This is a genomic window from Kitasatospora fiedleri, assembly GCF_948472415.1.
GTDB lineage: Bacteria > Actinomycetota > Actinomycetes > Streptomycetales > Streptomycetaceae > Kitasatospora > Kitasatospora fiedleri.
The window spans coordinates 1-25,677 of record NZ_OX419521.1 but is presented as its reverse complement, the minus strand read 5'-3'; the positions used below and the strand labels follow the sequence as shown (position 1 = coordinate 25,677).

Annotated in this window: 37 protein-coding genes; 30 read left to right on the top strand and 7 right to left on the bottom strand. The window is 73.6% G+C overall.

The genetic code is table 11. The features are described from left to right. Window positions 1–22: 22 nt before the first annotated feature. From QMQ26_RS36930 to QMQ26_RS36915, 4 genes are all read right to left on the bottom strand, one after another. Window positions 23–1,591: a replicative DNA helicase gene (locus tag QMQ26_RS36930; RefSeq protein WP_282206808.1), complete on the bottom strand. Its 1,569-nt coding sequence runs from the start codon at window positions 1,589–1,591 to the stop codon at window positions 23–25. 89 nt (window positions 1,592–1,680) lie between these two features. After that, entirely contained in the window at window positions 1,681–2,847 is a 1,167-nt protein-coding gene (locus QMQ26_RS36925; RefSeq protein ID WP_282206869.1) for a hypothetical protein, read from the bottom strand. Window positions 2,848–3,470: 623 nt separating this feature from the next. Beyond that, window positions 3,471–4,340 carry a GNAT family N-acetyltransferase gene (locus QMQ26_RS36920; protein ID WP_282206868.1) on the bottom strand — a complete coding sequence of 290 codons (870 nt, stop codon included), beginning with the start codon at window positions 4,338–4,340 and terminating at the stop codon, window positions 3,471–3,473. Between the two features lie 3 nt (window positions 4,341–4,343). Next, complete coding sequence (locus QMQ26_RS36915) at window positions 4,344–5,102, bottom strand: GntR family transcriptional regulator (protein WP_282206867.1); 759 nt, start codon at window positions 5,100–5,102, stop codon at window positions 4,344–4,346. A 315-nt stretch (window positions 5,103–5,417) separates the two neighbouring features. Between QMQ26_RS36915 and QMQ26_RS36910 the strand changes: the two genes are divergently transcribed. From QMQ26_RS36910 to QMQ26_RS36765, 30 genes are all read left to right on the top strand, one after another. Beyond that, window positions 5,418–5,696 (top strand): hypothetical protein, encoded by a 279-nt coding sequence (locus QMQ26_RS36910; protein ID WP_282206866.1) that lies wholly within the window; start codon window positions 5,418–5,420, stop codon window positions 5,694–5,696. Window position 5,697: 1 nt separating this feature from the next. After that, the gene (locus tag QMQ26_RS36905; RefSeq protein WP_282206865.1) at window positions 5,698–5,826 is read left to right on the top strand and encodes a hypothetical protein; all 129 of its coding nucleotides are present in this window, start codon (window positions 5,698–5,700) and stop codon (window positions 5,824–5,826) included. A gap of 2 nt (window positions 5,827–5,828) precedes the next feature. Continuing rightward, the gene (locus tag QMQ26_RS36900) at window positions 5,829–5,954 is read left to right on the top strand and encodes a hypothetical protein (RefSeq protein WP_282206864.1); all 126 of its coding nucleotides are present in this window, start codon (window positions 5,829–5,831) and stop codon (window positions 5,952–5,954) included. A 2-nt stretch (window positions 5,955–5,956) separates the two neighbouring features. Beyond that, window positions 5,957–6,226, top strand: coding sequence for a hypothetical protein (locus QMQ26_RS36895; RefSeq protein ID WP_282206863.1), 270 nt, complete (start codon window positions 5,957–5,959; stop codon window positions 6,224–6,226). Window positions 6,227–6,414: 188 nt separating this feature from the next. After that, window positions 6,415–7,101 (top strand): hypothetical protein, encoded by a 687-nt coding sequence (locus tag QMQ26_RS36890; protein WP_282206862.1) that lies wholly within the window; start codon window positions 6,415–6,417, stop codon window positions 7,099–7,101. Window positions 7,102–7,272: 171 nt separating this feature from the next. Further along, entirely contained in the window at window positions 7,273–7,560 is a 288-nt protein-coding gene (locus QMQ26_RS36885) for a hypothetical protein (RefSeq protein ID WP_282206861.1), read from the top strand. Between the two features lie 143 nt (window positions 7,561–7,703). Further along, window positions 7,704–8,054, top strand: a complete 351-nt coding sequence (locus QMQ26_RS36880; protein ID WP_282206860.1) for a peptidoglycan-binding domain-containing protein — start codon at window positions 7,704–7,706, stop codon at window positions 8,052–8,054. Between the two features lie 94 nt (window positions 8,055–8,148). Further along, the gene (locus QMQ26_RS36875; RefSeq protein WP_282206859.1) at window positions 8,149–8,433 is read left to right on the top strand and encodes a hypothetical protein; all 285 of its coding nucleotides are present in this window, start codon (window positions 8,149–8,151) and stop codon (window positions 8,431–8,433) included. Between the two features lie 76 nt (window positions 8,434–8,509). After that, window positions 8,510–8,677, top strand: a complete 168-nt coding sequence (locus QMQ26_RS36870) for a hypothetical protein (RefSeq protein ID WP_282206858.1) — start codon at window positions 8,510–8,512, stop codon at window positions 8,675–8,677. Between the two features lie 165 nt (window positions 8,678–8,842). Further along, window positions 8,843–9,043, top strand: a complete 201-nt coding sequence (locus QMQ26_RS36865; RefSeq protein WP_282206857.1) for a hypothetical protein — start codon at window positions 8,843–8,845, stop codon at window positions 9,041–9,043. Further along, on the top strand, window positions 9,036–9,680 hold the full coding sequence (locus QMQ26_RS36860) for a hypothetical protein (RefSeq protein WP_282206856.1): 645 nt from the start codon (window positions 9,036–9,038) through the stop codon (window positions 9,678–9,680). Before QMQ26_RS36865 ends, QMQ26_RS36860 begins: the two co-directional genes overlap by 8 nt. Further along, window positions 9,680–10,162: a hypothetical protein gene (locus QMQ26_RS36855; protein WP_282206855.1), complete on the top strand. Its 483-nt coding sequence runs from the start codon at window positions 9,680–9,682 to the stop codon at window positions 10,160–10,162. Before QMQ26_RS36860 ends, QMQ26_RS36855 begins: the two co-directional genes overlap by 1 nt. A gap of 8 nt (window positions 10,163–10,170) precedes the next feature. Continuing rightward, the gene (locus QMQ26_RS36850) at window positions 10,171–10,413 is read left to right on the top strand and encodes a hypothetical protein (protein ID WP_282206854.1); all 243 of its coding nucleotides are present in this window, start codon (window positions 10,171–10,173) and stop codon (window positions 10,411–10,413) included. 31 nt (window positions 10,414–10,444) lie between these two features. Continuing rightward, a complete protein-coding gene (locus QMQ26_RS36845; RefSeq protein ID WP_282206853.1) occupies window positions 10,445–10,777 on the top strand; it encodes a hypothetical protein in 333 nt (110 codons plus the stop codon). A gap of 16 nt (window positions 10,778–10,793) precedes the next feature. Beyond that, entirely contained in the window at window positions 10,794–11,312 is a 519-nt protein-coding gene (locus QMQ26_RS36840) for a hypothetical protein (protein ID WP_282206852.1), read from the top strand. Window positions 11,313–11,460: 148 nt separating this feature from the next. Then, on the top strand, window positions 11,461–13,980 hold the full coding sequence (locus tag QMQ26_RS36835) for an FtsK/SpoIIIE domain-containing protein (RefSeq protein ID WP_282206851.1): 2,520 nt from the start codon (window positions 11,461–11,463) through the stop codon (window positions 13,978–13,980). 226 nt (window positions 13,981–14,206) lie between these two features. Then, window positions 14,207–16,699, top strand: coding sequence for a hypothetical protein (locus QMQ26_RS36830; RefSeq protein WP_282206850.1), 2,493 nt, complete (start codon window positions 14,207–14,209; stop codon window positions 16,697–16,699). A gap of 268 nt (window positions 16,700–16,967) precedes the next feature. Then, window positions 16,968–17,342 carry a hypothetical protein gene (locus QMQ26_RS36825; RefSeq protein WP_282206849.1) on the top strand — a complete coding sequence of 125 codons (375 nt, stop codon included), beginning with the start codon at window positions 16,968–16,970 and terminating at the stop codon, window positions 17,340–17,342. Window positions 17,343–17,532: 190 nt separating this feature from the next. Then, a complete protein-coding gene (locus QMQ26_RS36820) occupies window positions 17,533–17,991 on the top strand; it encodes a hypothetical protein (protein ID WP_282206848.1) in 459 nt (152 codons plus the stop codon). Window positions 17,992–18,148: 157 nt separating this feature from the next. Continuing rightward, the gene (locus QMQ26_RS36815; protein WP_282206847.1) at window positions 18,149–18,718 is read left to right on the top strand and encodes an AAA family ATPase; all 570 of its coding nucleotides are present in this window, start codon (window positions 18,149–18,151) and stop codon (window positions 18,716–18,718) included. A 47-nt stretch (window positions 18,719–18,765) separates the two neighbouring features. Then, complete coding sequence (locus QMQ26_RS36810; RefSeq protein WP_282206846.1) at window positions 18,766–19,635, top strand: hypothetical protein; 870 nt, start codon at window positions 18,766–18,768, stop codon at window positions 19,633–19,635. Between the two features lie 87 nt (window positions 19,636–19,722). After that, entirely contained in the window at window positions 19,723–20,928 is a 1,206-nt protein-coding gene (dnaN, locus tag QMQ26_RS36805; RefSeq protein ID WP_282206845.1) for a DNA polymerase III subunit beta, read from the top strand. Window positions 20,929–21,093: 165 nt separating this feature from the next. Beyond that, entirely contained in the window at window positions 21,094–21,870 is a 777-nt protein-coding gene (locus tag QMQ26_RS36800; RefSeq protein ID WP_282206844.1) for a hypothetical protein, read from the top strand. Window positions 21,871–22,146: 276 nt separating this feature from the next. Next, window positions 22,147–22,410, top strand: coding sequence for a hypothetical protein (locus QMQ26_RS36795; protein ID WP_282206843.1), 264 nt, complete (start codon window positions 22,147–22,149; stop codon window positions 22,408–22,410). Next, on the top strand, window positions 22,407–22,571 hold the full coding sequence (locus QMQ26_RS36790) for a hypothetical protein (RefSeq protein WP_282206842.1): 165 nt from the start codon (window positions 22,407–22,409) through the stop codon (window positions 22,569–22,571). Before QMQ26_RS36795 ends, QMQ26_RS36790 begins: the two co-directional genes overlap by 4 nt. Beyond that, window positions 22,568–22,810, top strand: a complete 243-nt coding sequence (locus QMQ26_RS36785; RefSeq protein WP_282206841.1) for a hypothetical protein — start codon at window positions 22,568–22,570, stop codon at window positions 22,808–22,810. Before QMQ26_RS36790 ends, QMQ26_RS36785 begins: the two co-directional genes overlap by 4 nt. A gap of 70 nt (window positions 22,811–22,880) precedes the next feature. Then, the gene (locus QMQ26_RS36780; RefSeq protein WP_282206840.1) at window positions 22,881–23,231 is read left to right on the top strand and encodes a hypothetical protein; all 351 of its coding nucleotides are present in this window, start codon (window positions 22,881–22,883) and stop codon (window positions 23,229–23,231) included. Beyond that, window positions 23,228–23,653, top strand: coding sequence for a RapZ C-terminal domain-containing protein (locus tag QMQ26_RS36775; RefSeq protein WP_282206839.1), 426 nt, complete (start codon window positions 23,228–23,230; stop codon window positions 23,651–23,653). Before QMQ26_RS36780 ends, QMQ26_RS36775 begins: the two co-directional genes overlap by 4 nt. Before the next feature lie 59 nt (window positions 23,654–23,712). Continuing rightward, the gene (locus QMQ26_RS36770; RefSeq protein WP_282206838.1) at window positions 23,713–24,162 is read left to right on the top strand and encodes a hypothetical protein; all 450 of its coding nucleotides are present in this window, start codon (window positions 23,713–23,715) and stop codon (window positions 24,160–24,162) included. After that, a complete protein-coding gene (locus QMQ26_RS36765) occupies window positions 24,159–24,323 on the top strand; it encodes a hypothetical protein (protein WP_282206837.1) in 165 nt (54 codons plus the stop codon). The genes QMQ26_RS36770 and QMQ26_RS36765 overlap by 4 nt, the downstream gene beginning before the upstream one ends. A gap of 12 nt (window positions 24,324–24,335) precedes the next feature. Here QMQ26_RS36765 and QMQ26_RS36760 read toward each other — a convergent pair whose 3' ends face one another. Genes QMQ26_RS36760 through QMQ26_RS36750 form a run of 3 tightly spaced genes read right to left on the bottom strand, consistent with a single transcriptional unit; the run spans window position 24,336 to window position 25,227 of the window. Beyond that, the gene (locus tag QMQ26_RS36760) at window positions 24,336–24,536 is read right to left on the bottom strand and encodes a hypothetical protein (RefSeq protein ID WP_282206836.1); all 201 of its coding nucleotides are present in this window, start codon (window positions 24,534–24,536) and stop codon (window positions 24,336–24,338) included. Next, a complete protein-coding gene (locus QMQ26_RS36755; RefSeq protein ID WP_282206835.1) occupies window positions 24,536–25,093 on the bottom strand; it encodes a hypothetical protein in 558 nt (185 codons plus the stop codon). The genes QMQ26_RS36760 and QMQ26_RS36755 overlap by 1 nt, the downstream gene beginning before the upstream one ends. After that, window positions 25,093–25,227, bottom strand: coding sequence for a hypothetical protein (locus QMQ26_RS36750; protein ID WP_282206834.1), 135 nt, complete (start codon window positions 25,225–25,227; stop codon window positions 25,093–25,095). Before QMQ26_RS36750 ends, QMQ26_RS36755 begins: the two co-directional genes overlap by 1 nt. Between the last annotated feature and the right edge of the window lie 450 nt (window positions 25,228–25,677).

The window sequence follows — 25,677 nt, the reverse complement described above, 5'->3', positions numbered from 1 at the left end:
GCCAGAGACTTTCTCGGGCCTGTCAGAGTCCGAGGTCTGAACCCAGGCTGGAGTCGGACGACCATTCCGTCTCTTCATCGCTGTTTTCGGCGGTCCAGCCGAGGGCGGCGGCATCGGCGGCGGAGATGGTCTGCGTGCCGATGGCGCCGGTCTGGTGGATCACAGTGGTGGGCCTGTTGCCGAAGTCGCCGTCGATGTCGCGCGTCATGTCGACCAGCCGGCTGTAGTGGAACTGGTGCGCGACGGTGCACGTCGCGGTGGGCCCGTTGCGGTGCTTGGCGACGATGATGTCGGTCTCGCCAGCGCGCGAGGTCTCCTTCTCGTAGTAGTCCTCGCGGTGGAGCAGCAGGATGGCGTCGGCGTCCTGCTCGATGGCTCCGGAGTCGCGAAGGTCGGAGGGGACGGGCTTCTTGTCCTGGCGTTTCTCGTTCTCGCGGTTGAGCTGGGCCAGGGCGACTATGGTGCACTGGTCTTCCTTGGCGATGAGCTTGAGCTCGCGGCTGATGTCGGTCATCTCCGCGTAGCGGTTCTCGGCGCGCCGGCCGGTGCGGTCGGGGGCGAGGAGGCCGATGTAGTCGATGATGATCAGCGGGGCCTGGCCGGTGCGTTTGGCCAGGCTGCGGGCACGGGAGCGGATGCGGCCGGGGGAGGTGCGGGCACCGTAGTCGGTCCACAGCGGCAGGGCGCTGAGGGAGCCGACGTGGCGTCCGATGCGCATCCAGTCGTCGTCGGTGATGGCGCTCTTGCCGCGGTTGAGGTGGTTGAAGGCGACCCGGGACTTGGCGGCCAGGATGCGCTTGGTGACCTCGGCGCGGCCCATCTCCAGCGAGCAGAACAGCACGGGGCGGCCGGTGGCGGCGGTGGCGGTGGCCACGCCCAGGGCGAAGGCGCTCTTGCCCATCGCGGGCCGGGCGGCGACCACGATGATCTCGCCGGGCCTCCAGTTCATCAGGGTGTCGACGTCGGCGAAGCCGGTGACGCCGAACGGGTCGGTGTCCTCCTGCTCTAGGGCGGCGAGCTCGTCGGGCAGGTAGTCGCCGAGGCGGCCGAAGTCGTCGTCGTGGACGTCCTGGCCGAGCAGCTGCTCCACCTCGGCCAGGTGCGCGGCGATGGCGTCCTCGGGCTGTTCCGGGTCGGCGGTGTCCGCGCGGTGGATGCCGCGCTCGGCGATCTGGCGCAGCGTCGCTAGGCGGGCGATGCCGCGCAGGTGCCCGGCGTAGTAGGCCGCGGAGGCGGCGGGGTGGGCGAGGCCGGCCAGGCGGTGGAGGTAGCTGGGTCCGCCGGCCTTGGCGAGGTCGCCCGAGCGGTCGAGCTCCTGGGCGACGGCCTGCGGGCTGGTGGGGAGCCTGCGGCCGTGGAGGCGGATCACCGCCTCCCAGATCAGCTGGTGGGCGGTGCGCAGCCAGGGCGACTCGCCGCGCAGTTCGTCGGCGACCTCGGTGACCACGTCGTAGGACGCGGTGGCCATCAGGAGGGCGCCGATGATCGGCTCCTCGGCCGCAAGGCGGCGGGCGTCGAGGGCGGCCTGGCGGTCGCCGCCGAACTCGTCGTCCGCGGGCTCGTACTGGTCGTCGCTGCTGGGCTTGGGCATGATCGGTGTTGGTCCCGTTCTCGTTGTGGTTGGGCGGGGTCGACCGCTGGCCCGGTGTGTCCGCACCGGGCCAGCAGCATGTTCGGGTGTCAGGCCGTGACGGGCTCGTGCTTGCAGGCCACGGCCACGTCGACCGGTTCGCCGTCGGGGCCGAGCTTGTGGCCCCAGATCTGGCCGGGGCGCAGGCCGATGCTGGCGGCGTCGGCGCAGCGGGGGCAGGTGGCCACGGGGGCCGGGCCGGTCTCCTGGCCGGGCAGGCGCACCAGGCCGGGCCGGTAGCGCGGCAGGTCGCGGATGCGGGCGGGCAGCACGTTCGCCCAGCGCCGCACCTCGCCCTTCGGGTCGTCGGTCAGCCAGGCCAGCAGCTCCGGCCCCGGCTTCCAGCCCTGCTTGGTGGCCTGCGTCAGCAGCTGCGAGGCGAGGCGGCGCGCGCTGTCCGCGCCGACGCCCGGCACCTCCTGGAGGAACCGCTCCGCGACGGCCAGCGCCTGGTCGACCGGCTCCTGCTTGCGCCCGAACCGCCCCTTCGACTGCCGGGGCTGCTGTGCCGCCTGCTGCGCCGGACGGCTCTGGAGGAGGTTGGTGGTGGTGGTAGTACCTACCACCACCGGAGGTGTGGAGGTGGAGGACCGCATGTCGGCGATGGCCGCACGCGGTGCGACCTGCGGGTTTGTACCCCGCATGCGGTCGTCGCCGTCTGACGCTGTCGCCCGCATGCGGGCATCGCCGACATGCGGTGCGACCTGCGGGTTTGTGATTTCACCGCGTGACGGCAGCACCCGCATGCGGTCATCGCCGACAGACGGTGCGACCTGTGCTTTTACCGTTTCATTACCGAGCTGAACCGGGAGGAGCGCTGAGACGTCCTCGACGGGCTCTGCGAACGGTGCGACCTGCGGGTTTGCCGTTTCGACGGCACCGGTCTGCTGAACCGGGAAGAACTCGTAGGACACCGCGCCGAACTGCCCGCCGGCGGCGTGCTGCTGCGTCTTGCGGATGTACTTCGCACCCGTCAGCCGGCGCAGCGAAGCGGTCACGCTGCGCTTGGAGATGAGCTGGTGGTTTCCGCCGCGCCAGCCCAGCAGCTGCAGCTCCGCCGTCAGCGAGTCGGCGGTGAACTCGGTGCCGTGCGGCTTGAAGCGCAGGTGGATGTAGAGCATCACGTCGAGCTGGTCCAAGCCGTGGTCGTAGAACGTCTCCGCGCGGATGTTCACGTCGGGGACGACCGCGGCGATGGAGAACCGCTTCTCGCTCATCACTTCACCTCCGATCCGGCGGCGGGCGCCAGGAGCAGCCCGGCCTGGACGGCCGGGCGGGGAACAGGACAGGTCAGGACAGGGGTGTGGGTATGCACGCCCCTAGAGGTCGAATTCGGGGGCGCGGTGTGACGTGCGCGGACGCCGAACTTCGGGCTGGTCTTCACATCGCCAGTCGTCTCACGGCTGCCCTGTGGACAGAGCTGGCGGAAGTGGCGGTGAAACTGAGCGGAACCCACACCGAGCGATGCTGCGGTGGAGCTGGCCGGCGGGTCGGCCTGGTGCACGGGGGCGCTGCCTCTCGGGGGTCGAGCGCCGTCACCGCCGGTACGCACAGGTAGCCCGAGCGAGCGAGAGACGGGTGTCTCTCGCTCGCGTTCGGGTACACCTGGTACCGTCGGCAACGACGCAGTAGCCAGCGAAGCGGCCCCGAAGACGCCAATCTTGGGCCGCTTTTGCTGTTTGTGGACGTTGTACGTGCCCTGTACGGGCATCAGAGGAGCCTAGCCGGGGGGAAGCCAGGCCCCGAATGGTTCTTCGGCGTGTCGGGGGTCAGGCCCGGTCGGGTGCGACGCTGGTTCGGGCCTCCCTCTTGTCACCCGCCGAGTGGGTCTTGGATACCTCTAGCTGGTCGACGGCGCGTCGGCCGGGGTGCTCGATTCCGTCGAGCTGCTGGGCGCGGCGGCCCACTGCAGGCTGGTGGGTTCGGGCAGCAACGTGGTGCTGTTCGACGCCTGGCCGAGGTGCTCCAGTGCGCGGCGGATCGCGCTGCCCGCCAGGTTGAGATTCTCCCCCACGCGGTCGTACTCCCAGCGCACCGGACCGGTGACCGGGACGGAGGTCTGCTGCAGCGTCAGGAGCAGGGCCGCGACCTGCTGAGACAAGGTCGTGGCGCTCTGTTGAGCTGCTGCTACCTCTGCGGCGTACTGCTTCGGCAGCGGCGACGGGATCACCGGCAGCAAGCGGTCGGGCAGGGTGAGGCTCCCCGCCGGCCGCTGCCCCAGCCAGCCGCTGAGGCGGCTGCTGACGCGTTCGGTCCGGACGTGTTCGAACCCCAGCTTCGTGTAGTACTCCTGCAACTTCCGATTGTTCCGCCACACGTCCAACCGGATCCACAGCTTTCCTTCGGCGGCCGCGATCGTGGAGTACCAGTCGAGGATGCGAGCACCTAGCTGCTCACCGCTGTGCGTGCGGGCGACGATGAGCTTGTAGAGGTAAAGAGCAGAGCTCGGAGCGTCGTCCTCCCTCCAGAAGTCGGTGTCAGCTCGGCCCCGGCTGATCGTTCCCGCGATCGTGTCGTCGGGGGTGGTGAACACCCAGGTCTGTTCCCGGTCGATGCGCTCGTGCCAGCTACGGATTGCCCGCTCGCCCAGGTCGGGGTCAGACCACTGGTCGATGCCGGCGTCGGCGAGCCATCGTTCGGCCTCGCTGCGCAGGGCCATGAGGGCCGGGAGGTCATCGGGCGTAGCCAGTCGGACCGTGTAGTCGACCATGAGTCAGACCTCCAGTTCATATACGAGTAGATGGCGGTCGCCAGGAGCGATGGTGATCATTACGCGGACCGGTCGGTCGGTCCCGCGTCCGATGCGGACGTGCTGGATGACCGGGGTGCCCACCGGCAGCTCAAGCGCGGCGACTTCCTCCGGACTCGGCATCCGCGTACTGATCTCGTCGCGCACGCTCACCTGCGGGTGGCCGATGTGCCGAAGAACTCCGCCAGGGACCGAGACCTCGCGGTCTTCGTCGAGGAGGGTGCCTCGTGCGATGTCAGCAGGGAAGTAGCTGTTGCTGAGTTGGAACGGCTGGTCATCGACCCAGCGCACGCGAGTTCGGCGGACCACCTCGGCTCCCGGTTCGATGCACAGCCATTCCGCAATCTGGGCGTCGGCCTGCTCCCAAGTCCGGGTGACATCCTCCCGCGGCTCGCGGCCAGCCTGCCTGATGGCGGATGACCAGTCGTCCAGAGCGTGGGAGTCGCGGCGGGTGCCGATTTCGAACGCGGAGAGGTCCCATGTGATGCGACGGACGGACCGCACACGGCGCCGGCCACCCTGCTCGCCGACCACCAGGCCCTCGATCTTCAGCAGCTCCATCCCCGCAGCTGCGGTCTTGGTGGAGACGTTGAACATCGCGGCGAGCTCTCGGCCGGTAGGAAGAACTGCGTTCGGAGCAAGCTGCCCGGATCTGATCTGCTCTCGAAGGGCCTCGGCCACTGCACGAGCAGTACCGCGCCGTGGCTGGTCTGTCGGGGTCATGGGCCAAACCTACCCGATGGACAGCAAGTTAAGTACCTAACTTTCCCGTGTTGGGTGGCCGAGTGGCAGTCGGCGGCGCTCAAGGCGAGGAGCTTTTCTACCTCCCGCCAGCATCTTTGGTACCAAGACGAAAGACTTAGGTACCAAAGAACTTGACGGCGCGTCATGGGATGCATACGGTTCTCGGTGTCGCCAGAAGTTAGGTACCTAAGTCCAGGGACCTTGGCGGTAAACGGCTGTGGGCCGACGCTTCCGACGTCGGCCCACATCCGGCGAAACACCCTCACTGCCAGCAAAAGCCATGAGGAGAACGCCGTGCAGACCATCATGCCCGGCCGCAGTGCCCGAATCGAATTCGGCACGATCGCGGCCCTTCAGCAGCAGTTCCAGGGTCAGGTGCTGGCCCTCGTCGCCCAGGACCTCGCGACGATCGAGCCGGAGGCCACCGTGGCCACCGTGGTCGAACTCGCCAGCCGGGTCTGGGAGCAGACGACCCGCCACGCCGCCTCGGCCGCCCGCACCGGTTGGGACCACATCAGCTGGTTCGTCGCCGACGTCCTGGCGGCCCGTCGCACCCAGATCGTGGGGTGCTGAGATGAGCAGCCAGCACCTTGGCGACCAGGAGGTCGCCCGCCGCATCGAGGCCGCCAACCAGGCCGCGGCGGCGGCCGAGGCCGCCCGCCAGCAGGCCGACCAGCTGCGCCAGCGGCAGAGCGGGAGCTGATCATGCCGGACTACAACTTCAACGGCTCGTACGGCATCCCGGCTCAGCCGGTCCCCCTGCCCGACCCGCCCGCGCCGCCCGCCCCGCAGCCCCCGGTGCAGCCGGCCCCGCAGCAGGGAGGGAAGTGAGCATGGGTCTCCGCTCCTACCTCGGCTTCGGCGGCAGCAACTCCAGCAGCAACGGCGGTGGCTCCGGGTCCGGTTCGGCCGGCACCCGCACCACCACCTCCGGCTCCAGCAACTCCGGCGGCTGGCACACCTACGACGAGGCCACCGCCCGGGAGCACCACCGCACCGCGCAGGTGTCGGTCCCGGCCGCCGAGTACAGCTCGGACGGCACCCGCAAGCTCAGCCCCCGCCCCGCCCCGCAGGACACCAACCGCTCGTTCTGGAGGAGCTGACCGTGAAGACCATCACCGCCGAGCTCTCCAACCAGGCCGACGAGGCGCTGCGCCGGATGCGCGAGGACCAGGCCCGCCGCGACGCGCAGAAGTCCGGCTCCGGCTCCGGCCAGTAGCCCCGCTCCCTCCCCCTCTCCCTATCTCCGCAGTTCGGCCCCCGCCGCCTGCACTCTCGGAACCGTCCTGTCATGCACATGCCGGGACGGGCGCCGGGAGCGGGCGGCGGGTTCCACCCGGAACCCGCCACCAGCACCGTCCAGGAGGACAACGTGAACGCCACCACCACCGGCCGCCGCCAGGCCGCCCACATCGCCTACTGCACCGCCCCTGTCGCCGCCGCCTGGATCGACACCAACACCGACGAGGTGGAGTTCGACTTCTTCGCCGAGCTCGAGGCCAAGGAGCGGCTGCGCTTCGCCGCCGAGGTCGCTGCCCTCACCGGCACCGACCCGCAGCGGTGGCTGTCCGGGCCGCTGGACGGCAGCGTCGCCGCCCGCCGCCTCGTCAACCAGGCCGCGACCGCCGCCATCCTCACCAACCAGGCCGTTGTCCCGGACGTCCTGGGCGACGACTTCGCCGAGCTGGAGGCGGAGATTGCGGCCGAGGCGGCCGAGGACCGCAACCGCCAGGCCGTCGAGCTCCGCGCCATCCGCCGTAACTGGACCCGCGAGCTCGCCCTCGCCGAGTACACCGAGGCGCAGCTCGCCGCGTTCGGCGACGACCCGATGGACGCCTGGGGCAAGGACGTCCGAGACGTCGTCGAGACCTGGTCCCCGTTCCGCGCCGACCGTTCCGGCCAGGACCCCCGCGGCCGCTACGTCATCCGCTGCAAGGACGGCTCCCGCCGCTACCCGGACGGCTCGCTCGCGGACTAGGCCGACCGTCCCGGCCGTCGCTGCCAGCTCCACCCCGTCGCCCGACCCGGGCCCCGCCGAACACCCCGCCGCTGCTGCGCACCGCCCCGTGGTTCCCCACCCGCCCCGACCTGTCGGGCCGGGCGGGGAGCTCCGGGACCACCAGGTCCCCTCCGATCCGGAGGAGAACCCGTGTACGCCAGCTTGCTCGCCGCGGAACAACCGGCAGCTCAGGTGCGCCTGATCGTCGTGATCGCCGTGACCGTCGCGGTCATCCACTTCGCCGTCCCGCTGCTCGTGGCCAGGCCCCGCCGCCGACCCAGCGTCGGGGACGTCCTCTGGAGCCTGCTGCTCGGAGCGCTGGCCGGACCCACCTTCTGGGTCATGACCCTGCCCGCCGTCATGGTCTGGACCGCTCTCGCCCTGCCCGTCTTCTTCGTCGTCGCCGTCGTCGCTGGCTACCGCCTGCTGCGCCGCTGACCGTCCACCGCGCTCCGGCGCCCGTGGCTGCCCTGACCCCCCGTCCGCTCCCCGGCGCGCACCGCGCCGGGAGGGTCGGCCGGGGGCGAGCGGGGAGCTCCGGGACCACCCAGGTCCCCTCCACCACCGCGAGGAGAACCCGCATGCGCACCAACCCCTACGCCGTCCGCGCCGCCGTCGCGTCGGTCGCCCTGGCCGCCGTCATCACCGCGGCCGCCGTCTCCCCCGCCTCCGCCGCCCCGTCGCTGCTGGCCACCGGCTCCACCGGCACCAGCGTCAGCGACCTGCAGCGCCAGCTCAACGCGGAGCTCGGCACCGCCTACCAGCTCGAGACCGACGGCCGGTTCGGCCCGCTTACCCGCTCCGCGGTCGTCTGGTTCCAGACCTGCACCGGCCTGGAGATGGACGGCGTCGTCGGCCCGAAGACCCGCGCCGCCCTCGACGCGAACGCGGACCGCCGGGTCGACGACATCTGCCTGCGCCCCGCCGACTGACCCACCACCAGCACGGCCACCCGCACGGTCCGGCGCGCACCCGCGCCGGGCCCGGTGGCGGCCGCCCGCATCCACCGACCCGAGGAGAACCCCGATGCCCTGGACCCGCCAGGCCCGCACCCGGCTGGCCGCCGAGCTCGACGCCGCAGCCGCCACCCAGACCCAGGCCGCGACCGAGGGCCGCCAAGCCGCCGCCACCACGACCGACCCCCTCACCCGAGCCCAGGCCACCGCCGCCGCGCAGCTCCTGACCGACCAGGCCGACCAGGCCACCGCCGACGCCACCGCGATCCGCGAGGGCACCGACCCCGCCGACCTCGGCTACGCCGCCCTGCGCCCGCACTACCACCCCGCCCCGTCAACCTCCCGGAGCAGCTGATGTCCCAGACCGCCCAGGCCCCGCAGCAGACCCCGACCAGGGCACCCACCACTACGTCCTGACCCAGCAGCAACCGATGCCAGGCGGGTTCATCACCTCCACCGTCTCCGGCACCGTCACCCCGCGCGCCGGTGGCACCCGCCTGGACGTCTACCTGGAGATCCTCGCCCACGCCGTCCGGCAGCGCCCGGACATGGAGGGCTCGACCGTCCTCTTCTTCGATCTCCAGCCCAACCGGCTCTGAACAGGCCGCCCGCCGTGCCCGGCCCGCACCACGCCGGGACGGCGGCGGCCGGTCCGGTGCTGCCCCGACCGGCCGTCCCCGCCCGGGACGGCCGGTGAGGGGAGCCACCGGCCCACCTGCACAGCCCCACCTCCGCACCCGTCGCCCGAGAAAGGGCCGCGCACCATGAACGTCACCACCGACACCGTCTTCGGCGTGTTCTTCGCCGGCAGCGCGGTCACCTCCGCGATGGTCCTGGCGGCCGAGGCCCTCACCGCCCGCGCCGACCGGCGCCGCGCCGCCGCCGAGCCCCGGCCGTCCCTGGCCATACACGTCACCATCGCCGCCCAGGGCATCGAGGCGCAGCTGGAGCGGGCCGATGTCTGATCCGATCCAGCCCACCAACGTGACGCTGGGCCGCGAAGGCACGACGCCGCCGCCGAGCGCCAACCCTGGCCCGGCCGTGCCGCCGCAGCCGACCGCTCCGCCGACCGCCGTCGCGCCGAGCCCGTCCGGGCCGGGCAGCTGGTGGCGCGGCGCCCACGGCAGCGGCGGCCACGGTGCCGGAGGCGGCAACGGCAGCCACGGCGCCGGAGGCAGCGGGTACAGCGCAGGCGGGTACAGCGGCGGGACGGCCACGATGGTCGCCCCCGTCTACGTCCCGCCCGCCGCGCCGGTCAGCTACAACACCTACAACTACATCGTCCAGCAGGCCGCGCCGCCGGCTCCGCCCGCGCCGCGCTTCGACGTCCAGCGGATTCGCCCCGTGCGCAACGGGCTGGCCCTGGCGATCGGCGCGGCCATCGCCCGCGGCCCGCTGAACGGCGTGCTGCACGTCTTCGGCGACTCCTACGGCGTGGTCTTGGCGGGCCTGGCCGGCGCCCTGCTCATGGAGTGGGCCTGGCACGACCACCGCAAGCTGCGGTGGCTGGTGCGGGTGCACACCTGCACCTGGGTCGCCGCCGGGCTCATCACCCCCGCCGGCCTTCTGGGCCTGGGATTCCTCGGCACGGGGGTGCAGTGATGGACGCCCGCCTCTCCTACGGCGGCCTCGGCCTGGCCGCCGCGGTCCTGGTCTTCACCGGCGTGCGGTGGTGGCGGCACGGGCACCAGGTGCCCGGCCTCGCCGCCCTCGGCGGCGGCCTGGCCGCCGGCCTGCTGTCCGCGCTGTGCTCGGGCGGCCTGCTCGGCCTGGCCGCCCGGCTGCTCACCAGCCAGGCCACCAACCCGCTCGGCGACAAGGTCACCGGCACCCACAACCTGCTCGGCCCCGCGTCCGGCCCCACCGGGCTGCGCCCCGAGGGCGGCGTCGCCACCGTGGTCCTGGTCGTCGTCGCCGTCCTCGCCTGGCGCTGCTGCGACTACCAGCTGCGCCGCCAGATGGGCGCCGGGGTGTTCGCCGGGTCCGCGCTCGGCCTGGCCGCCGGGATCGCCGGGGCCGCCGCCGTCACCCTCGTCCCCCTCGCCAACTGGGCCGGGCTCCAGGTCCTGGCCGCTCTCCACTGAGGAGCCCGATGAACACCGCCTTCTTCGGCGTGCCGGTGTGGCTCCTGGCCGTCGCGGCCGCCGTGCTCTACGCCGCGCTGGTCGTCTGCGCCAACGCGCTCGCCGCCTGGCGCGGCCAGCCCTGGAGCCCGGACGAGCTGCGCCGCCGCCAGGCCCCGCTGATCTGGCTGGCCGTCGGCGCCGCCGGGATCGAGGCGCTGTTCGCCGCGATCGACGGCCTGGCCCGCGTCCTGGTCCTCCTGCTCCCCTGACCGATCTCCACCGACCCCGCTGGAGCCCACCGTGATCCTCATCCGTGACCTGGTGCTCTCCGCCGCCGGGATCCCCTACCTGCCCGCCCACCAGGGCCGGTTCGCCGAGGCCGGCCGCCGCCCCGTCGCGGTCGTCGCCGACGTCGCCGGACTCGCGCTGTCGCTGCCCTGGTGGCCCGGCCGCGCCGCCGCCGGAGCCGTCTACCTCCTCGCCGCGGTGCGGCTGTGGCGCCTGGCGCGCCGAGGCTCCTCCCACACCCGCGCCGCCGCCGGCGACCTGCTCGTCCTGCTCACCCCGCCCGCCGTCTCCGCGCTGACCGGGGTGCACCTCATACCGCTGCTCGTCCAGCTCCTCACCAACTGACCGGGAGGTCACCACCGTGTTCAACATCCCCGCCACCGCCCTGACCGCCGGCGGCCTGGCCGTCGGCCTCGGCATTCCCGTCCACTTCGGCGTCGCCTGGGCCAAGAAGAACTGGAAGGCCAAGAAGAAGGACTGGAAGACCCTGATCCCGTTCGCGGGCGGCATCGCCTACGGCGGCCTCGCGAGCATGTGCACCGGCGGCCTGATCGGCTTCGGCGCCGGGGTGATCACCTGGCTCGGCAACGGCGCCGGGTCGCTGGCGCTGTGGGGCCTGGCCGGCGGCAACTCGACCCGGGCCGTGCGCGCCACGCCGGTCGAGCTGTCCGCCGAGGGCAACATCATCCTCTTCCTGGTCACCGTCGCCCTGATCGGCCTGTGGAAGGTGCTCGACAAGGCGAGCAAGGGCATGGCCCGCCGCGGCACGGTCGCGGGCGTCCTGCTCGGCCTGTCCGCCGTCCTCGGCGGCGCCGTCGCCGTCACCGTCATCCCCGCCGTCAACTCGGCCGGGGCGACGCTGCTCGGCTACGTCGGCTGACCCGCCATCACCACCCCCGCGCCCTTCCGGACGCCACCGGTCGCCCGCACCCCTGCCCCACCGCCCCGCGCGGCGGGCGCAGCCGGGTGCGGACGGCCGCAACCGCCCGGCACCCCCGACCCGCAATCGCCTCACCAGGAGGAGCCCCGTGAGCACCGACACCCGCCTGCCCGCCCCCGCCGACATCGAGGTCCTGGAGGGCGAGTTCGTCGACGACGACACCGCCACCAGCACCAGCGCCGCCGACCCGGGCCCTGCCCGGCGCAGCATCGCCACGTTCCTGTCCGAGACCGCCCGCCGCGAGTGGGCCTACGCCCGCCAGGGCGGCCGGGTGCTGCGCAGCGAGCGCAGCGCCTGGTTCAACAGCAGCCTGCTCAGCGACGAGCACGTGCGCGCCGACTGGCTCAACACCCGGTACGCCGAGTGGCAGGAGGAGCAGAAGCAGGCCGTCGAGAAGTTCACCGCGAAGGTGGACGAGCTGGAGAAGCTCGCCGGTGAGCGCGCCGCCGAGGGCACCGGCGAGGACTCCACCCCCAAGGACCACGCGGCCGCCCAGAAGGCCGCCGAGACGCTGCGCGCCGAGGCCGCGACCTGGCGCGAGTACGTGCGCGGCCTCGAGCAGCAGCCCTACACCGGGCACCGCGAGCCGACCGCCGCCGAGCTCGCCGCGCACCGCCGCCGCATGTCCAACCGCCGCCGCTGGCGCGCCATCGCCTGCGGCGTCGCCACAGGCGCGGCCATCGTGCAGTTCGGCAGCCCGGTGCTGCTGCTTGGCCTGTCCGGCGGCCTGCTCGCCCTGTCCTGGGCCAAGGGCCGCATCTCCGGCTGGCGCTCGGGCCCGCCGGAGGTCCAGGCCCTCGACTACCCCGCCCCGCCCTCCGCCGCCCGCCCGGCCGGCCCCGGCCCGGCCGCCGCCACGGCGCCCGGCACGGCGACGGGTCCGGTGTTCACCAAGCCCGCCGCCCCGACCGCGCCGACGGACGCCGGCTTCACCGCGACGTGGACCCCGGCCGCCGAGTACGCGGCCCCGGCCGGCCCCGAGGGCGGACTGGACTGCGAGGAGACCGCGCTGCTCACCGAGGCAATGCTCGCCGCCGGGGCGATCAGCGACGGCGTGGTGCGCCTGGCCGCGCCCGTCTCGATCACCCGCATGTCAGGCGGCTGGATGGCCCACGTCGTCCTGCCCAAGGGCGAGGGCGTCACCGCGGAGACCGTGCTGCCCAAGCTCGGCCAGATCGCGGGCGAGATGGGCCTCGACCGCGCCCGGTTCTTCCTCGACCCGGTCCACGCCAGCGCGGGCGGCAACGCCAAGACCGTCGCCGTCGCGGCCTTCACCACCGACCCGTTCACCGAGGCGCGGCTGTCGCCGCTGCCGGAGATGGACACGGTCGACGTGTGGGCCGACGGCATCCCCGTCGCCTACGACGCCTACGGCGCGCTGGTGAACTTGATCCTCAAAGACACCAGCCTGACGATCGGCGGGGCCTCGCGCTCCGGCAAGGGCGCCGCCATCCGCTCCATTGCGGCCGGCGGGCTGCTCGACCTGCGCGTCAACCTCCGGGTGATCGACGGGAAGGCCCCCGGCCAGGACCGCTGGCGCAACCTTGCCGCGTCGTTCGTCGACGAGACCGGCAGCCGGGGCGCCAAGCGCGCCAAGGTCCTGCTGGAAGCGCTGGTCGACGACATGGGGCGGCGCGCCGAGATCCTCCAGCGCTACGGGATGGAGCAGATCGACGACCCGAAGCTGATCAGCGAGCTCGGCGGCCTGGAGCTCGTCATCGTCGACGAGGTCGCGGCCCTGACCGGCGACAAGAAGCACGGCAACGCGATCAAGAACGCGCTGGCCGCGCTCTCCGCCCGCGGCCTGGCCTTCGGCATCATCCTCGTCCTCGCCACCCAGGTGATCTCCAAGGGCGCCGACGGGGTACTGCCGCGCCTGGTGACCGGCAACATCAGCTGGAAATGGGCGATGAGGGTCACCGACGTCACCGAGTCGAACATGGCGCTCGCCCCCGGTGCGGCCCGCGCCGGCTGGGACGCCTCCAGCCTCGACCCGGCGATCCGCGGCATGGGCATCCTGCTCTCCGACCGCTACCGCCGCGTACGCGGCCTGTGGCTGGACGGCGCCGACATGACCCGCATGATCGACAAGCTGCTGCGGTTGCGCCACGCGGCCGGTCGGCTGCGCGGCCAGTGGGCCGACCCGATCGAAGCGGCGATGCGCCGCCTGGGCGTCGGCACCCCGCTGCCCAACTACGGCCAGTCACCGCAGCCCGCCGAGCCGGACGACCCGTTCGGTGAGGACGGCGACGACCTGGAGGTCGACGTCGAGGACGACGAGGACGGCGTCTACTGCTCCGACGACGACGAGGACGACGACCAGGGCGTGGAGTTCACGCCCGACGGCATCCCGATCCTGCTCCTGCGGGCCTACAACGAGATTCAGAAGGCCGGCGGCCGGATGCACACCGGACCGCTCGCCGAGCTCCTCGGCTACGAGCCGCGGGAGCTCGGACTCGCCGTCAACGGCTACCTCCGCGACGTCGGCGTCGAGCGCCCCGGCGGCGGCCAGCTCCGCGTCCCCGGCGTCGAGCGGCCGGGCCTCGGCTACTACGCCGAGACCCTCAAGACCGCGATCAACCGCTACCAGGAGCAGCACCGAGCGTAGCGAGCAGCACCCCGTACAGGCCCTGGGAGGGGCCCCAGACAGCCCGTCTGGGGTCCCTCCGCCGTAGTGGGCTCTGACCTGCCCGTATGGGGTGTATGGGGCCGCCAGGGCCCCCCGAAAACCGCCCCGGCGATGCCAGACACGGCCCCAGACGGGGCCCCGACCCAGACACCCCAGATACCCCGTACAGCTCACCCGCCGTGACCGATCGAAGGAGAGACCGGCCATGACCCCGGCCCGCACCACCACCCCCCGCAAGCCCCGAACCGGCCCGGCCCGGCCCCCGGCGAAGACCGCCGCCAAGCCGCCCGCGGCCACCGTGCCGAAGCCCGCCGACACCCCGCCGAAGGGCACCCCCGCCACCGTCCCGGCGACCTTTACCCGGCCCGCCGCGGACCCGGTGCTGGCGGATGCCGCCGACCGCGCCGCCGACATCCGCGACCTCGCCCAGGCCGCCGCCGACACCCTGCTGCGCCGCGCCCGCCGCGCCGCCGACGCCGAACTGGCCACCGCCCAGCAGTGGACCGCCGAGGCCGAAGCGCTGCGCGCCGCCGCCGAGGCGGAGGCCGAGATGCTCACGCAGCGTGCCGAAGCGGCGTTCCGTCAGGTGCTCGACATGGCCAACGACCACGCCGACCTGATCCGCCAGAGCGCCGTCGAGGACGCCGCCGAGCGGCGCGAGGAAGGCGAGGAGGACGCCCGCCGACGGATCGACGCCGCCGAGCAGCAGGCCGCCGGCCTGACCCGGGCCGCTGCTGAACAGGCCGATCAGATCCGCGCCCAGGCGGTCGAGCAGGCCCGGCTCGACACCGCCGCCGCCGAGGAGATCCTGGCCCGCGCTGAGCAGGCCTCCACCGAGACCGCCCGCACCGCCCAGCAGCGGGCCGAGGAGATCCTCGCCCAGGCCGACCGGGACGCCGAGGCACTGCGCGCCCGCGCCGAGCAGCGGGCCGAGCGGGTCCGGCAGGACGCCACCCGGCAGGCCGACACCCTGATCGGCGACGCCCGCACCCGCGCGGACGGCCTGCTGGAGAGCGCCCGGGAGCAGGCCGACGAGCTGCGCCGCGTCGCTGAACAGGACGCCGAGCGGGTGCGCGTCCAGGTCCGCCGACTGCGCGAGGACGCGGACCGGGAGATCGACCAGGCCACGGATGCGGCCCGGGAGGTGCGGGCCAAGGCCGCGGCCGACGCCGACCAGGTCCGCGCCCGGGCCGAGCAGGAGGCCGGCCAGCAGCGGACGCGGGCGGACGCGGAGGCAGCCCGGCTGCTGCAGGACGCGACGAAGGACGCCGAGAAGATCCTGCGCCAGGCCGAGAAGACCGCGGCCGCGCTCAAGAGCGACGGTAACCAGGCGCTGGCCGCGGCGAAGAAGACGGAAGGCGAGGCGGAGCGGCTGCGCCAGTTCGCCGCCCAGGACCTTGCCGCTGCGGCCGAGGAGCTGCGGCAGGCCACCAGCCGTACCGTCCGCAGGCTGGAGCGGCGCCGCCTCAAGCGCGAGGCGCGGGTTGCCGAGCGCGCCGGGAAGCCCACCGCCGTCGGCCGGGTGAAGGCGTTCGTCAAGGCCAATGCCCGCCGCCTGCTGGCGATCGTGCCGATCACCGCGCCGATGGCCGTCGCCTGGACCGGCCAGGCCGGCTTCGCCCACGACATCCTGGGCTGGATCGCCCCGTTCACCGTGCTGTTCGCCGCCGCCTGGGAGCTGTCCACGGCGTTCGTCGCGTGGATGTACCACGAGGCCCGCAAGGTCGGCGACAGCGGCACCCTGTACCGCGTCTCGACCTGGGTGTTCGCCATCGGCGCGGCCGTCATGAACTACTGGCACGCCTCCGCCACCGTCACCGGCCAGAGGTGGGACCCGGCCTCGCACAAGATGGTCGACCAGCTCAGCTACTGGGAGCCCACCCCGAGGGCGGTCGCGTTCTCGGTCATGAGCATCACCGGCATGGTGCTGTGGGAGCTCTACGCCCGCCTCATCCACCGCACCAAGCTCCGCGCGGACGGCAAGGTCGCCAAGTCCCGGCCGACCATCGGCGCGATCCGCTGGGCCCGCTACCCCGGCCACTCCTTCACCGCGTGGTCGCTGGCGATCACCGACGAGTCGCTGTCCACCGTCGAGCTCGCCTGGAGCGCCGCCGCGAACCACCGGGCGATGGTTCGCCGAACCGGCCTCGGCACGGTTCGCCGCATCGTCGCCGCCGCGATCGGCGTCGGCGACTGGATGCCGCTGCGCGCTCTGCCCGCCGTGCCGAACCGAACCCTGATCGTCGCGCTCTCCGGTTCGCCGACCCCGGCCGCCGTCCCCCGGTTCGCGGTTCGCCTCACCCGCCCCGGTTCGCCGAACCAGCCCCCCAAGGGGCCCGGCGGTTCGCCGAACCCGGCCCTGCCCGCGGCGCGCTCCGGCGCGACGGGCGGCCGTCGCGAACTGGAGGCCGCGAACCGCACCACGCCGACCTGCGAACCGGCCGGGACCGCCTCCGGGCCGCGAACCGCCGCCGACCAGCAGCGCACCGGCCCGGACCCGGACGGTTCGAACCGGCGCAGCGCCGCCCAGGAGCTCGTGGACGAGCAGGTTCGGCAGGTCCTCGCCCTGATCGAAGCCGTCGGCTACGACACGGTCGACCTTGACTACGTCATGGCGAACCTCGGCCTGAAGAAGACCACGGCCTACCACCGCCTCACCGACGCCCGCCGCGAGTTCGCGAACCGCACCGCCGCCTGAACCGCGAACCGCACTCGGCGAACTGCGAACCGGTTCACCGTGAACCGGTTCACCACTCGACCCGCGAACCGCGAACCGGCCCAGAGGCGAACCACGCACCCCGGGGCCGGTTCGCGAACAGCCCGACCCGAGGGCGCTGGGCAGGTTCGCCCGCCGAACCGAGCACCCTCGCCGCCGACCGTCGCTAACCAGACGAAACCCTCCAAAGCCCGGATCAAGTACCGCACCACCGCCGAAAATTGGCCGCACCATTCACGAAAGGAACCCGATGCACCACCTCGTCACCCTGTCCGGCCTCGCCGCCGTCGTCCTGGCCCTGTGGGCCGTCCAGCTGACCGTGCTGGCCCTCCACGTCCGCTACGCCATCCACCACGGCATCGGCAACGTCACCGACTCCGAGTTCGCCCTGCTGTGCGCCAGCGGCATCATCACGCTGATCAGCGCCATCGGCGGAGGAAACGCCATCACCGCCACCACACACACCAGCCAGTGGGGATGGGCCCACGGGATTCTCGCGGTCGGCACCACGCTGGCCTACATCCTCCTGAGCTACGCCACCGACTGGAGCGCGCGGACCTGGTGGGACAAGCGGACGGCGCGCAAGGCCGGCCACACCGCCGAAGCCGTCGAGGCCACGGCCTGACAGCCCACCCGGGCCCCTGCCCCACCCGGAGCAGGGGCCCTTCCCCGCCGTAGCACCGGTCCCACCCCTCCTGCGCAACCTCCGCACCGCGTAGGCGAACCCGCGGCCGAGAACCGGGGTGCGGGAGCGAAGCAAGCGCTCCCGCACCCCGGGCCTCGTTGAACACGCGCAACCACTGCCTCAAGAACGGATGGACACCATGCCCGCCACCGTCCAGGTCGTCGGCGCCGTCGCCCAGTTCGCCGTCGAGCACCGCCACGGCACCGCCGCCCTCATCGCCTTCACCACCGACGGCGCCGGAACCACCGGCTACACCCGGCTCGAGTTCACCGCCGACCAACTGCACGACCTGGCCGGCCTGCTCGCCGCCGCCCGCGGCGCGGACACCGCTGCCCCGCCCGCCCCGGTGATCGCGATCCCCGCGCAGACCCCCGTTGTCGCGCCGCCGCAGGAGGACACCCCCACCGTCCTGCGCCAGCTCTACACCACCTTGCGCCGCCGGCCCGGGGCCGAGGAGATCCGTCAGGCCCTGGCCAGCAGGGGCCTGATCGACCCCGGCCTCTCCCGCTCCACCCTGCAGCGCATCCGCCAGAACTTCGAAGACGATCACCCCGAACTCCGAGCCGAACGGCAGCAGCCGCAGCTCTGAGACAACGCGCCGGGGCCCCGAGGAGAAAGCGATCTCCTCGGGGCCCCGGCGCGTGCGGGCCGGACCCGGCCCCGGGCGGGCTCCCGTGTGAAGCAAGCACTCAGGAGCCCGCGCCCGTCATCGCCCACCGGCACGAACCCGGAAGGACCACCTGCCCGTGCACCCCGACTCCGCCTCCGGCTCGCTCGACTCCGCCTCCGGCTCGCTCGACTCCGCCTCCGGCTCGCTCGACTTCGCCCCCGGTTCGCTGATCGTCCTCGTCGGCGGTTCCGGCGCGGGCAAATCCCGCTACGCCGCCCGCCGCTGGCCGGCCACCTGGCGCCTGTGCCCGGACGAGTACCGCGCCATGGCCACCGACTCCGCGGCCGACCAGTCCGCCACCCCCGTCGCAGCCCAGATCCAGGACCTGCTCCTGGACGCCCGCCTCGCCAGGAAGTTGACCACCGTGGTCGACTCCACGGCCCTGCTGCCGCACGTCAGGGCGCACCTGCTCGCCCGCGCCCGCTACTGGCAGCGCCCCTGCGCCGCGGTGCTGTTCGAGGTCTCCCTCGAGCGCCGCCGCCTGCTCAACGGCGCCCGCGAGCGGGTCGTCCCGGACCACGTCCTCGTCGACCAGGAGCGCCTGCTGCCTACCGCCGAGGAGCTGCTCGGCGAGGGCTTCACGCACGTCGACCGCGCCCTCCCCACCAGCCCGGCCTGGCTCGAATCGGCCCGCATCGGCCGCTGACCCGCCCCCCGCACCCCGCACCCGTCATCTCCAGGAAGGACAGCACGATGAACACCACCACCTCCACCCCGGCCGTCCCGGCCGCGCCCGCCCCGGTGCTCGCCTCCACCACCCAGACCATCGCCCGCCGGGGCCTGTTCGCCGAGCAGCCGCTCGTCGTCGGCTCCGAGTCGCAGGAGTGGGCGTTGTGGCTGACCGCCCTCGGCCAGGTCATCCCGATGCCCAGCCTCGGCGAGGCCCTGATGGAGGCCGCCGAGCACAACGCGGTGGCCACCGACATGGACGACGGCTCGCCGTTCAACGCGGTCGTGCACGCCGTGGTGCTGCACCACGGCGTCGCGTGGCGGCGCCCGCGCGCCGCCCGCACCGCCAGCGTCCGCCCGCACGTCGTGCACTCCGCGTGGTGCGCGATCTGCGACGAGCCGCTGGACGACGAGTACGGCTACTACGAGTCCCCCGAGGACGTCATCGCCGTCGCCCGGGACCGCGACTGGAAGGCGCTGCCGGGCGGTGAGCTGATCTGCCCCCAGGTCGACCCCGCGCACCTGAGCGCCGAGCAGACCCTCGCCACCCGCACCACCGCCCCCGCCGCCGAGGGGCAGGGCGCGTTCGACCTGCCCGCCGCCCCGGCCCCCGCCCGCGACGGCAGCGAGGCCGGCGAGGAGTACCCGGTCGGCCGCTACCTGTTCGGCGCCCGCCTGAACCGCGCCCCCGCCCCGGCCGCCGCGCCCGCGGCCGCCACGCCGGACAGCGGCACCGGCTACCTCACCCGGGCCTCCGAGCGCACGGGCCGCCTCACCGCCGAGGACCTGCTCGCCGCCCTGGCCGACGTCCCCGGCCACGCCCCGGTGGAAATGGCCGGCTACCCGCTCAGCCGCGCCGAGTACAGCGGCGGCGTCCTCGACCTGCACGCCTGACCCGCGCTGCTCCCGCACGACCTGACCCGGCATCACCGGCCTGGCCGCACCCGCGGCCGACCCTTCTCCCAGATCGGAACCCACGCCGTGAAGCTCCGCCTGTCCGTCGCCGCCCTGACCGACGCCGTCTCCTACACCGCCCGCGCCCTGCCCGCTCGCCCCCCGGTGCCCGTCCTGGCCGGCATGCTGCTGACCGCCACCCCGGGCGCCCTGCACCTGGCCGCCTCCGACACCGAGGTCTACACCGCCGACACCACCGCCGCCGAGGTCGCCGACGAGGGCCAGGCCGTTGTCTCCGGCCGCCTGCTGAACGACATCTGCGCCCGCTTGCCCAAGGGCGCGGACGTCGACCTGGAACTGGTCGACAAGGGCAGCCGTCTGGCCGTCGCCTCCCGCGCCGCGCGCTTCACCCTGCCCGTGCTGCCGCTGAACGAGTACCCGGCGCTGCCCGCCCTCCCCGGCGCCGTCGCCACCGTCCCCGCCGACACCCTCGCCCGCACCGTCGCCCAGGTCGCCATCGCCGCCAGCACCGACCAGACCCTGCCCGCCCTCACCGGCATCCAGCTGCGCCTGGAGGGCGAGCGGCTGCTGCTGTCCGCGACCGACCGCTACCGCATCGCGCGCCACGAACTGCCCCTGACCCTCACCGCCCCGGCACCGCGGAAGCCGGCCGCGAAGCGGCGCAAGCCGGAGCCGGGCGAGGGCCCGGACCCGGCCGCGAAGGACGCCGCCGCGCAGGCGCTGGTGCCCGCTCGGGCGCTCGCCGAGGCCGCGCGGGCGCTGGACGGCGAACACGCGCTCACCCTGCACTGGTCGGAGGGCCTGTTCGGCCTCTCCGCCCCCACCGGGCGCAGCTACACCACCCGCGTCCTGTCCGGCTACCAGTTCCCCAAGACCGACGTCCTCCTGGAGGACATCGGCGCGGTGGCGACGTGGACGCTGCCCGTCGCGGAGGCCGCCGCGGCCCTCCAGCGCGTCGCCCTGGTCGCCGCCCGCAACACCCCGGTCCTGCTCGTCCTGGACGGCGCCACCGTGCGCATCGAGGCGGGCTCCGGCGACGACGCCCGGGGCAGCGACCGGGTCTCCGTGAACACGGCCGGCGAGCTCGGCGACGGCTTCGCCATCGGCTTCAACCCCGGCTACCTCGCGGACGCGCTCAAGTCCCTGGACGCCCCCGAAGCCGAGCTCCACATCCGCAAGGCCGACAAGCCGGTCCTGCTGCTGCCCCGCCTCGGCGAGGGCGCCCAGACCCCCTACCAGCACCTGCTGATGCCCGTCCGCCTGAGCGGCTGACCAGCCCTCAAGGGCCAGGACAGCCCTGCCGCGAGCGGACCGCCGACGCCGGCCCCGGACCGCCCGCCCGCCCGGGCGGGCGTCGCCGGGACACGGCGCGGCTGCCCGGTCGACCCCGACCGCAGCCCACCCGAGCCCGAACACCACCCGTCGAAAGGAACCACCATGCACCCCTGGATCATCGCCGGCGTTCTCGAGCGCGCCACCGCCTCCTCCATCGGGGCGGAGGCGTGCATCAGCGCGTACGGCAGCCCCAACCTGCAGACCACGCTCGAGACCTACGCCCGCCGGGCCCTGGCGGAGCGCCACATCGACCCCCGCGAGCCGAGCGACGGCGAGCTGCGGGCGGTGGCCGCGCACCTGCGCGCCACCAGCCGGCCGCCGGTCGCCGACCCGGCCGCGATCGGCCGGGTCCTGGCCGGCGCCGCCCACTGGCTGGCCGCCCGTCCCTACGGCCCCGACGTCCTCGCCCGGGCGGACGGCACGCAGCTGGCCCACGCCCTCAACCACACCGTGCTGGCCGTCTCCGAGGCGGCGGTGGGCGACTGGCGGCTGTGCCACGACGCGCTGGCCGTCATCTCCCAGCACCTGCCCGTGCCCCACGTCACGATCACCAACTGGGAGTACAACCACAACCCCGCGTTGCTGCCCGGGGTGCTCGCGCTGCTGCGCGGCCTCATCGCCGACGCCGCCGTCCCCTCCTACACCCCGCTGCCCACCGAGCCGCGCCCCGACCGCGAGCCGCCGCGCATCGACCTGAGCGAGCTCGCGCCCCTGGCGGTGGCGGCCCGCACCGGCCAGGCCGTCCCGGACAACCCCGCCGAGCGCCGCACCCTCACCCGCACCTGGCAGGCCACCGCCGCCCACGCCGCCGACACCGACCCCGGCCTGGCCGCCCACTGCCAGGCCATGGCCGACGCCCTGCGCGCCCGCCAGGCCTGACACCCCGCGAGCGGAACGCCGCCGCCGGCCCCGGACCGCCCGCCGCACCCAGCGGCGGGCGCCACCGGGACTCGGCGCGGCCGCCCGGCCACCCGGCCCCAGCCGCCTCGACCCGAGCACCACCCACCGGAAGGACACCCCCGTGAACAACCGCACCCGCCTCGCCGACGCCCCGAAGGCGCGCTCGTCACCGTCCACGGCGTCATCACCCGCGTCCACGGCGCCTACCCCCGCACCCTGACCATCAGCGACGAGACCGGCTCCGTCACCGCCATCGTGCCCGGCGAGGCGATCGGCGGCCTGGCCGCCAACAACGGCCAAGCCCACCTGACCGGCAGCCGCACCACGATCGTCGGGCTGCGCCTGGACACCACCAGCATCCGCGCCTCCAACATCGACCTCGACGCCACCCCGCTCACCACCACCGCCCTCGACACCCTCCTGGCCGTCGCCTCCACCGGCGCCCCCCAACTCGCCGCCACCCTCCTCTCCCTCCCCGCCACCAGCCCGGCCGAACTCACCACCGGCACCGCCCGGTGACCGACCCCACCGAGCACGGCGGCCGCCTGGCCGCCGCGCTGCGCACCCTCCTCGCCCGGCTGCGCCCCGCCCGCCCGGCCCCGCCCGCCGACCCGGACCCGGCCGACTGGGGCGACGACCCCACCGGAGCCTGGTCGCCCGACCCCAGGACCACCGAGTGATCGACCACTCCGCTCCCTACCGGGACCCGGACCCCGAGGCCGAGCGCGAGCTCCAGGCCCACGGCCAGGACGCCGCGCAACTCCTCGCCGACGTCCAGCGCTACCGGGACGACCTGCGCCGCGGACCCGCCCGGGTCGAGGACGCCGACCGCCTGGCCGCCCTCGCCGCCCGGCTCTCCCGCCAGGCCCACCGCATCAGCGGCCTGCGCGACGGAGCCCGCCGCGCCCACCGCACCTGACCACCGCCAACCGCCGGGGCCGGACCGCCACGCGCAGCCCGGCCCCGGCCGACCCCCGAAGGAGGACACCGTGGCCACCGCCACCGCCACCGCCACCGCCGACCAGCCCGCCCGCCGACCCGGCCGCCTCACCGCCGCGCTGCACGCCCTGCTGCACCCCACCGACCCGGCCGCGCCGGACCAGGAGCCCTGGCCCGAAGACCTCCTCGTCCGCTACCTGACCCTCGGCGGAGCCCACGTCGACCTCACCCGCGACCCGGCCGGCCACACCTGGACGTGCCACGGCTGCGGCACCCGCAACCGCCGCCGAACCCACCCCTTCACCGACCCGTACAGCTCCAGCGACCGCCGCGGCGCCACGGAGGACGCCAACTTCCACGCCACCGAGTGCCGGTCGACGCCCCGCCCCGCCGCCCGGTGAACGCCGACACCGACCAGGCCCGGATCGAGATCACCACCTACGGCGTCCTGCACCAGGACCCGCCCACGGGCGACGCGATCACCGTCGACCTGACACGGGCCCTGCGCAACCCGCCCGACGACCCAACCGTCCGCGAGCAGATGCGCCGCTCCACCGGCCTCGACCCGCACGTCCTCGACTACGTCCTGGCCACCCCCGGCGCCCGCGAGATCGCCTACCGCACCGTGCTGCGCGCCCGCGCCCAGCTCGCCGTGCTGCCCGGAGAGCCGGTCCGAGTGCACCTGTACTGCCAGGGCGGACGCCACCGAAGCGTCGCTCTGGGCCGGGAGGTCGCCCGGCTCGCCGAGACCGCCGGCCTCTCCGCAGTCCTGACGCACCGCCATGTCCACCGCGACGTCGTGCAGCCCCCGCAGGCGGCCTGACCCGGAGTGCACCACCGCACCGACTACCACCCACTCCTACCTGACGGAGGTCCACCAGCTTGTCCGGCACCGTTGTCCCCTACCGATCCGAGTCCGCCGCCACCCAGGCCGTGGGCATCGACTTCGACCTCACGCTCGTACAGCACGACCGGGGCTGGCAGGACGGCCGCATCTACGGCGAGCCGATCCCCGGGGCGCTGGAGGCCCTGCGAGCCCTCCTCGAGCTGCGCGCGGTTTTCGTCGTCACGGCCCGCTCGCGCGAGCACCACCCCAACATCGCCGACTGGCTCCGCGGGCACGGTTTCGACGCCGAGGTCGACGACGACCCCGACCGCTCCCACTGGACCACCCGCGACGTCCTGCTGGTCACCAACAAGAAGCTCGGCGCGGCCTGCTACATCGACGACCGCGCCGTCACCTTCTCCGGCGACTGGAACGAGGCCCTCGCCACCGCCCTCCACCGCATGGCCCTCACCACCGACCCCGCCGTCCAGGGAGAGCGCCCGTGACCACCGAGACCACCACCGACACCGACATCACCACCACCGACACCTCCATCGCCGCCCTGGTCGCGCTCGCCGCCGCCGCCTCATCACCGCCGCCTGACACGCCGACACGACGAAGCCTCCACCCCGCTCGGGGTGGAGGCTTCGTCGTTTTACGGCCGTAAAACGAGCTGGACCTACACGGCGACAGCGGACTCCTGGCGCAGGAGTTCCAGCAGGCTGGCCCGGTGCTCCGGAGTCATGTGCTCGCGCAGCAGCCCGTAGAGCGCCTGCGGGTCATTCCACGGAACCGCGGGCGCAGCGGCCGGGGCGGGGGCCTGCGGTGCGCGGCGGGGCCGGGGCGCCGAAGCCTTGGCGGGCTTGACCGCCGCCTGCACTACCGGCCGGACGCGCTTGGCGTCGAACGGCTGCTGCGCCGGGACCGCCTGAACAGCCTGCCGGACCATGTCCGAGGTCGGCTTGGGGAGACCTCCAGGACCATCCCCCACACCTCGGTCGCAGCCTCGATGCCGTGCTTCTCGGCGGCAGGCACCAGCTCCAGCGCACTACGGAAGGCGAGCAGCGCTTTGGCTCCCGCGTGAGCCAAAGCGTTCGATTTGTTTTCGAACACAGCCTGTGCGACCGGCCACGCCTTGATCAGCTTGTTGGCGTTCGCCCGCTTCATCCCCCATCGCGCCTCGAGGTACTTCTCGAAGGTGTCGTGGGTCGCCCGGTATAGCCTGCCGTCCCGGATGATCTGCAGAGCCTTCCCGCCGCCCAGTAGGACAGCTCCAGCATCTCGACCGCGGCTCTCGCGGGCCAGCGCCTCCCGCTCCGTTTCCGTCAGCACCTTCAGGTCGGACGTCTGCTTGAAGTGGTGGGGCAGGCCCTTCACCACCGCCGCAGTGGATAGCACCGCCCGCGTCTCCTGCCCGGTTCCGCGCTCGCGGCCCATCAGAGGACCTGCTCGACGGCGAGGGCCAGGCTGTAGAGGTCGTTGCGGGCTTTCGCGCCCACACCCTGCTCCTTGTAGTGGATCACCGTCTCACCCTTCTCGGCCGCGTTGCTGTGGATCTTGTACTTGCGCACGGCGCCGGAGCGTACGGGTAGCCCCGTTCGATGCACCACTCCTCGGCCTTCTTCAGGTCCGCGTGCGTCTTGCCGTCCGCTCCGGGCGTCCCACATGTTGATGACTACCATGAACGGGATCTTCCGGGCTTGAGCACGTACTCGATCGTGTACTCGCCGGCTCCTTCGAGAGGAACTCCGTGGTGATCGGCACGAGCGCCAGGTCCGCGTGCTCCAGCGCCTCGCGCATCGCGTCGGCGGCTCGGCCGTCGCCAGCGGGTCCGCGTCGGAGTCAGCGTCCGGGTCGGTGTCCACGAAGCCGGGGGTGTCCACCCAGATCCGCTTCACGTTCGGGTCCCTCACCAGCTCGGGCAGCGTGCCCAACCCCCTTGGTGACGACGTAGTCGAAGGGCAGCAGATCCGCCGCGACGCGCCGCGCCCACTGCTCCATGGACCCCTGCGGGTCGATGC

What these genes read in the sequence shown, in the direction of transcription:
- QMQ26_RS36755 (WP_282206835.1), bottom strand. Translation starts at nt 25,093, where the DNA reads ATGGGCCGCGAGCGCGGAACCGGGCAGGAGACGCGGGCGGTGCTATCC.
- QMQ26_RS36850 (WP_282206854.1), top strand. Translation starts at nt 10,171, where the DNA reads ATGAACACCGCCTTCTTCGGCGTGCCGGTGTGGCTCCTGGCCGTCGCG.
- QMQ26_RS36820 (WP_282206848.1), top strand. Translation starts at nt 17,533, where the DNA reads ATGGACACCATGCCCGCCACCGTCCAGGTCGTCGGCGCCGTCGCCCAG.
- QMQ26_RS36895 (WP_282206863.1), top strand. Translation starts at nt 5,957, where the DNA reads ATGGGTCTCCGCTCCTACCTCGGCTTCGGCGGCAGCAACTCCAGCAGC.
- QMQ26_RS36860 (WP_282206856.1), top strand. Translation starts at nt 9,036, where the DNA reads ATGTCTGATCCGATCCAGCCCACCAACGTGACGCTGGGCCGCGAAGGC.
- QMQ26_RS36900 (WP_282206864.1), top strand. Translation starts at nt 5,829, where the DNA reads ATGCCGGACTACAACTTCAACGGCTCGTACGGCATCCCGGCTCAGCCG.
- QMQ26_RS36905 (WP_282206865.1), top strand. Translation starts at nt 5,698, where the DNA reads ATGAGCAGCCAGCACCTTGGCGACCAGGAGGTCGCCCGCCGCATCGAG.
- QMQ26_RS36925 (WP_282206869.1), bottom strand. Translation starts at nt 2,847, where the DNA reads ATGAGCGAGAAGCGGTTCTCCATCGCCGCGGTCGTCCCCGACGTGAAC.
- QMQ26_RS36915 (WP_282206867.1), bottom strand. Translation starts at nt 5,102, where the DNA reads ATGACCCCGACAGACCAGCCACGGCGCGGTACTGCTCGTGCAGTGGCC.
- QMQ26_RS36865 (WP_282206857.1), top strand. Translation starts at nt 8,843, where the DNA reads ATGAACGTCACCACCGACACCGTCTTCGGCGTGTTCTTCGCCGGCAGC.
- QMQ26_RS36800 (WP_282206844.1), top strand. Translation starts at nt 21,094, where the DNA reads ATGCACCCCTGGATCATCGCCGGCGTTCTCGAGCGCGCCACCGCCTCC.
- QMQ26_RS36855 (WP_282206855.1), top strand. Translation starts at nt 9,680, where the DNA reads ATGGACGCCCGCCTCTCCTACGGCGGCCTCGGCCTGGCCGCCGCGGTC.
- QMQ26_RS36890 (WP_282206862.1), top strand. Translation starts at nt 6,415, where the DNA reads ATGCACATGCCGGGACGGGCGCCGGGAGCGGGCGGCGGGTTCCACCCG.
- QMQ26_RS36880 (WP_282206860.1), top strand. Translation starts at nt 7,704, where the DNA reads ATGCGCACCAACCCCTACGCCGTCCGCGCCGCCGTCGCGTCGGTCGCC.
- QMQ26_RS36920 (WP_282206868.1), bottom strand. Translation starts at nt 4,340, where the DNA reads ATGGTCGACTACACGGTCCGACTGGCTACGCCCGATGACCTCCCGGCC.
- QMQ26_RS36825 (WP_282206849.1), top strand. Translation starts at nt 16,968, where the DNA reads ATGCACCACCTCGTCACCCTGTCCGGCCTCGCCGCCGTCGTCCTGGCC.
- QMQ26_RS36830 (WP_282206850.1), top strand. Translation starts at nt 14,207, where the DNA reads ATGACCCCGGCCCGCACCACCACCCCCCGCAAGCCCCGAACCGGCCCG.
- QMQ26_RS36875 (WP_282206859.1), top strand. Translation starts at nt 8,149, where the DNA reads ATGCCCTGGACCCGCCAGGCCCGCACCCGGCTGGCCGCCGAGCTCGAC.
- QMQ26_RS36810 (WP_282206846.1), top strand. Translation starts at nt 18,766, where the DNA reads ATGAACACCACCACCTCCACCCCGGCCGTCCCGGCCGCGCCCGCCCCG.
- QMQ26_RS36930 (WP_282206808.1), bottom strand. Translation starts at nt 1,591, where the DNA reads ATGCCCAAGCCCAGCAGCGACGACCAGTACGAGCCCGCGGACGACGAG.
- QMQ26_RS36870 (WP_282206858.1), top strand. Translation starts at nt 8,510, where the DNA reads ATGCCAGGCGGGTTCATCACCTCCACCGTCTCCGGCACCGTCACCCCG.